A 5,210-nucleotide genomic window follows, 5' to 3' on the forward strand; every position below is an offset into this window, starting at 1 on the left:
CAGCCTACATACAGGCGGTTGTTGGTGCTGGTGATCCAGTTGCAGAACTGCTCCCATACGTTGGCGCTTTTGCGCTGTTGTAAGGTTGCTGTCATGTCTTTATGATTGCTTTTGTTATGTATGTTTCAGGTGTTTTTACCTGTGATGGTTTTTATCTTAGAGACTTTGTAAAGGTTTGTAAAGGTGTATAACAAAAAGCTTACTTAACACTTTTATAAGTGCAGCTTATATATATTGATGAGGAGTACAGGAGTAAGGCTTGATTCCATCCCTATTCAGTATTGATGACAAGAAATTCTTATAGGGGTGTACTGATTCAAAATCCTTACACCGTTCGGTTGACGCTCACGGCGAAGCCCCAAACCCTTTCACCCTTACACCCAATCTCCACAGATAATCTTTGTGCGTAAGTCCTGATTATGATGTGGTTGAAGTGCGATCGCACTCTCATTCCTTATAATAAAAACTAAACCCAAACCAGAGGCGATATGCTTTTAAAACTGCAACAGATTATCGTCAAACCGGGACACCAAATGTTGCTGAAAGATATTAGTTGGCAGCAGTTAGAAAATATTTTAGAAGAAATGGGAGATAAACGTGCCGCACGTATCTCTTATAGTAATGGTTGGTTAGAAATTATGGTTCCTCTACCTGAGCATGAAAAAGATAAAGAAATTTTTGGAGAGTTAGTCAGAAATTTACTAGACAAGCTCCAGGTTGATTTTGAACCATTTGGTTCTACAACACTTAAAAATGAGCGAATGCGGCAAGCAGTAGAACCAGATACCTCTTTTTACATTCAAAATCATGCTGCTGTGATTGGTAAAAATAGGATTGACTTAAATATAGACCCACCACCAGATTTAGCAATTGAAGTTGATATCACATCTCGGACTAGATTTAATAACTATGAAATTCTAGGAGTTCCTGAACTTTGGCGATATACAAAACAAGGGTTAGAAATTTTTGTCCTCCAAGATGGTAAATATATTCAATCTCAATCTAGTCCTAACTTCCCTAATATACCGATTATTGAATTAGTTAATGAGTATGTTCAGCAGTGTTTGACAAGTGGCAGAAGTCAAGCTATGCGTAATTTTAGGAAGTGGATTGAAGATAATTTGTAAGATAGATAATTTGGGCAAATGTAATAACAACTTTAGGATTGGTTGGGAAAGGCGATCGCTCTAGGCAAAATATTATAGCCAGGACTTACGCAACTGTTACAGCAAGTATAAAAATTTAGTTCTAAGAAGATGTTTGAAAAGTATTATTGTTAACATCAAAATCTGAAAAACCTAACCCCTTGAGCCTCCCATTCCCTCTTAGGTAATGGGGTTTTCAAAGCCTCTCTCCGCTTCGAGGAGAGGTTTGGAGAGGGTTTTTTAGTATTTTTCATGACTTTCCAAGTATCCTCTAAGCGGGATACAAATTTTTATCTTGTGCGTACACAGTAGGAGAGCATGTGAGTAATAATACGGTTGGCTTTTGTTTTAAAATAAACTATTTTTTGTAAAGTGACAGAATTATTAATCGTCTAACTTCAGAATATTTTCAATAGGGAAAAATTTCTATGTCTAGTAAGCATACCAGTGAAATTATTGCATCGCAAACTGGCATTTCATCATCAAAGATAGCTTTGGAAGCCTTTGAACGTCATATAGAAAAAAAGCTCAATGAGACAACAGAAAATAAAACACAAGCGACCAACTCGAAATCTGATGTCAATTCCAATAAGTTCAAATCCTTCTAAAATTCTCCGTTTGTTTGCTGACTTGCAGGATCGTTTATACGAACATAACACAGTCAAGAATGCAATTACTCAAATATGTAACCATACAAAAGACCAGAACATTATTAAAACTTGCCAAACTATTGCAGATATTCTAGATATAGAATTAAATTTTAACTTTAATAATGTTCACACTGCTGTGCATTTCCAAGCGGTTCAGCAATTACATAACCATCAGAATCATGTAATTAGTAAATACCAAGAAATTAAAAATAATATAAATAATTATAATCCAAAATGGACAGCCCCTTTGCTTGAAATCATAGATACTCAAATAGCCAGACTATCACAGCTAATAATACTTCTAGATAGAGAGCCTGATATTTGTGATAACCAAGGTAGTTTAATACGTCCTAATGATTTAGTTATATATCCCTGTAAAGATGAAAATGATAGGGATTATGAGCATTATGGTATTGTCAGAGCTACTCCTAATGGTTACAGAGTTGCACACTTTTTTACTGGTAAAACAGTAAAACCAGAAGGGAAAATTGTAAGTGTGGGAATTGGATATATTCATTTTGCCCACTACTCACCAGAATGGCTATTTAAAGAACGTCCTGAACAAGAAAATCCTCAAAACGCTTCAGACCTTCAAACGGAGATGCGTATTCAAGCATCACGAGAAAAAATACTTAATTCACAAGATCCTCTTTGGAACTTATTAAGTTATAACTGCGAACATTGGGCTAGAGAAATGGTATATGGGGAAGCGAAATCTACTCAGGTTTTAGATAGAAGAAATAATAAATAAATCTAGAATCCGTCTATCAATAGTTGTGAACCCGCGTAAGCGGGTTTTGTCTGTGTAGCCGCGACTTTACACGACTTCAGTCGCTTGGTGTAATGTGTTTTAATCCCACCAAAAATAGAGACGATCTCCAGAGCGAAGACTCTCAACTAATTTTTGCATCGATTGATAACCCTGGTCTATAATATCGGGACAAAATTCATACATACTTGCCGCCAATTTTTCTGGATCTTGAATGGGCGTAAGAAAGCGACCTTCTAATGTATCGTGAGCAATTAAAGTTAAAATAAAAGGCTGTGTAGCTTCTAGTTCTTGCAGCCATTCCACTACATAACCAGGGCCGACACCATAATTACAACCATTTGTTTGATGTACGGCAATTGCATCATATTTATTGGTAGTTGGCAAAATACACAGTTGTTTTGGCCCTTCGGCATCAAAGTAATTATCTGGTTGATAAACAAAGCAACTTCGTTGTAAAAACTGCCGTTGTAAGTCTTCGGTTTGGATTTCGCTGCGGCGTTTACTATTGACATGAACTTGAAACCAACCAGGAATGTCATCATACATAGGTACTGGTTTACTACCACAAATTTCTCCTAAATCTGCCACTGCTTTTTGATAATCTGGGTTCTGGGCAGCTTGAGAAAAATCTGGACGTGGTAGTTCTTCACCCCAGCGTTGATCATCGCTGCTGTCATCTTCATCTTCTTCATCATCTTCTTCATCCCATCGTCGTTTTTCCACACCATACTGCACCAGTAGTTCTATAACTTGGTGATTGTCAAATAAATCTGCTAATGTCATTGCTGTGTCCCCATCTTGAGAAACAGCATTGAGATCCGCGCCTCGTTCTATTAACATCTGCACTAGCTCAAAATGCTGCTGCTTTTGTGCAGCTTCTAATAAAGGAGTGACATCTTGATGATTTTTAGTGTTGACATCTGCACCGGAATTAATTAAAAATTTTGCTAGTTCTGTATGGGCATTTCTCAAAGCTATCAAAAGTGGTGTATCGCCTTCAGAATCTTGCTGGTTAATATTGACACCTGCCTGCATTAAAAGCTGTACAATCTCTAGATTTCCTTGAACACAAGCTAGACACAACGCATCTTTAGAAAAACAATCTCTGGTTGTCAGATTGGCTTGGTTTGCTATTAACACCTGCACAATGTTGGTATAACCTTTCATGGCAGCTAACATCAAAGGAGTTAGCCCTAAAAAGAATCCCATTGCCATTAACGATTCATAATTGTCTGAGATAATGCTAGGAAATTTGCCTTGGTTAGCATCAACAATATCAGTTGCGTTAATATCAGCATTTTGCTCAAGCAGCAAGTTGACAACATTTAAATGTCCGTTAGATGCTGCTAACATTAACGGCGTGCGGTACTTTGTTTTCCTGCGTTGGTCACGGGCATTGATATTAGCACCTTGCGCCAACCAATGACGCACAGCATTAACATCGCCTTGTTCAGCCGCTTTGAGTAAATTTTCGTCGGGGCTGATTCTTGGTGCATCGACTCCAACCCGATGCAGAACTTCTAACACCTGTGAATGTTCGTTCCGCACTGCCCATTCATAGGCTGATAGTCCTTCACCATCTTTACTGTAGGGGTCAGCACCTGCCTCTAACAAAACTGCTAATGCTTCTCCATGACCGCAACGTGCAGCGAGAATTGCCGGGAAAGTATCAACGGCATTTTCTGGTTTACTCATGTTAGAGGTTGCCAACTTCGCCCGCTTTGTAGCAATATCAATGGTTTCCTCGACTTCCGCCAAGGGTGGTGAATTGTCTGTGTCGAGTGCTTCTAAAGTTTTCCCCAGAGTTTCTAAGCTAGTAAATGCGGCTTGTAATGCTGAACCAGCTTGTTTTTGAATGGTTCGGCGATTGATGGTAATGCGGCTGACGAAAGTATTGACATCCGCCCCAGCAGCTATTAATGCCCTAATTACTTCTGCTGTACCTTGGGTTGCGGCGATCGCAATTGGTGCTACACCGCCAAATTTTGGTGTTTGAGTGGGGTTAGCACCTGCTGTTAATAATTTTAAGGCAATATCAAAGTTACCATGTTCAATAGCTTTGAGTAACGGCGTTGAACTCATCGTGCCATTATCCACATCAGCACCCGCAGCAAGTAACAGGTCAACTACTTCACTATTGCCAATTCTGGCAGCTTTTTCTAACAGGCTACCACCGTATGTTACTACGTTGATATCTGCACCTTTATCAAGTAAAACTTTCACAGTCTCGACTCGATTTGTCATTACTCCCCAAACCAGTGAATGTCTCAGGGATGGGTGATCAGCCCCGGCTTCGATTAATGCACATTTAATTTCATCAGGGCCAGAGCGTGCCAGTTCATAAGCAATTTCATCCCCTTTTTTAGCATTTGGATTTGCACCTGCTGTCAATAGTGCTTTGACACCTTCAATATCCCGCGATTCAATAGCACTAATTAGCTGTTCATCCATAAATTTTATACCTACATATTCTCAGCCTCTTTAGTCATTTTTCCCATCTTGGTTCAGTAATGCCCAATATTTATCTATTTACAGCACTTGCGTCTGTTATGAGGTACAATAAATTAAAATATAAATACCTCTAAATGAAGTCATACTCTGTCGATCTTCGAGAAAAAATAGTTGCAGCACATCTTCAAAAAA

The 5,210-nt window shown here is 38.8% G+C and carries 4 protein-coding genes; 3 read left to right on the forward strand and 1 reads right to left on the reverse strand.

What is annotated here, in order from left to right; genetic code table 11:
- The first annotated feature begins 488 nt into the window (after positions 1–488).
- The 3 genes from H6G77_RS35150 (at position 489) to H6G77_RS35160 (ending at position 2,546) form a co-directional block, all read left to right on the forward strand.
- Positions 489–1,127 (forward strand): Uma2 family endonuclease, encoded by a 639-nt coding sequence (locus H6G77_RS35150; RefSeq protein WP_190592272.1) that lies wholly within the window; start codon positions 489–491, stop codon positions 1,125–1,127.
- Between the two features lie 446 nt (positions 1,128–1,573).
- Complete coding sequence (locus tag H6G77_RS35155) at positions 1,574–1,753, forward strand: hypothetical protein (protein ID WP_190672320.1); 180 nt, start codon at positions 1,574–1,576, stop codon at positions 1,751–1,753.
- Positions 1,722–2,546, forward strand: coding sequence for a hypothetical protein (locus tag H6G77_RS35160; RefSeq protein WP_190874136.1), 825 nt, complete (start codon positions 1,722–1,724; stop codon positions 2,544–2,546). Before H6G77_RS35155 ends, H6G77_RS35160 begins: the two co-directional genes overlap by 32 nt.
- Positions 2,547–2,645: 99 nt before the next feature.
- Here H6G77_RS35160 and H6G77_RS35165 read toward each other — a convergent pair whose 3' ends face one another.
- Complete coding sequence (locus H6G77_RS35165; protein ID WP_190874137.1) at positions 2,646–5,018, reverse strand: ankyrin repeat domain-containing protein; 2,373 nt, start codon at positions 5,016–5,018, stop codon at positions 2,646–2,648.
- Positions 5,019–5,210: the final 192 nt, after the last annotated feature.

The sequence above is a fragment of the Aulosira sp. FACHB-615 genome (assembly GCF_014698045.1).
Taxonomy (GTDB): domain Bacteria; phylum Cyanobacteriota; class Cyanobacteriia; order Cyanobacteriales; family Nostocaceae; genus Nostoc_B.